The organism is Paraburkholderia sp. SIMBA_053, from assembly GCF_046534895.1.
Taxonomy (GTDB): Bacteria; Pseudomonadota; Gammaproteobacteria; order Burkholderiales; family Burkholderiaceae; genus Paraburkholderia; species Paraburkholderia caledonica.
Window position 1 is genome coordinate 1 of the sequence record NZ_JAWRXU010000459.1, and the last position, 287, is coordinate 287.

Sequence of the window (287 nt, forward strand, 5' to 3'; positions counted from 1 at the left end):
GGTCGTGCTCGACGCGAGCACGAGGTGGGCGCCGTCAGTGCCGTTCACGACAGTCGCCGTGATGCCCGGGTTGCCGGTCGCGCTGTTGATTGCGGCAGCGATGCCGGCAACGGTGTTGTTGCTGCTCGTGATCGACACGTCAAACGACTTGCTGCCGAGCGAGAGCGACAGCGTGCCCGTACCGAGCGCCTGGCTAGCCGTGAAAGCCGACGACGACAGCGCCTGCGACGCCGCGACCTGCGAGACCGCGACGCTGTAGCTGCCGGCGACCGCGCCCGTAGTGGCAG

1 protein-coding gene is annotated in these 287 nt (G+C 68.6%); it reads right to left on the reverse strand.

The genetic code is table 11. The annotated features are described in order from the left end of the window. The coding region (locus tag SB753_RS36415) for a flagellin hook IN motif-containing protein (protein ID WP_410804970.1) at positions 1-287 on the reverse strand (287 nt) is incomplete at both ends.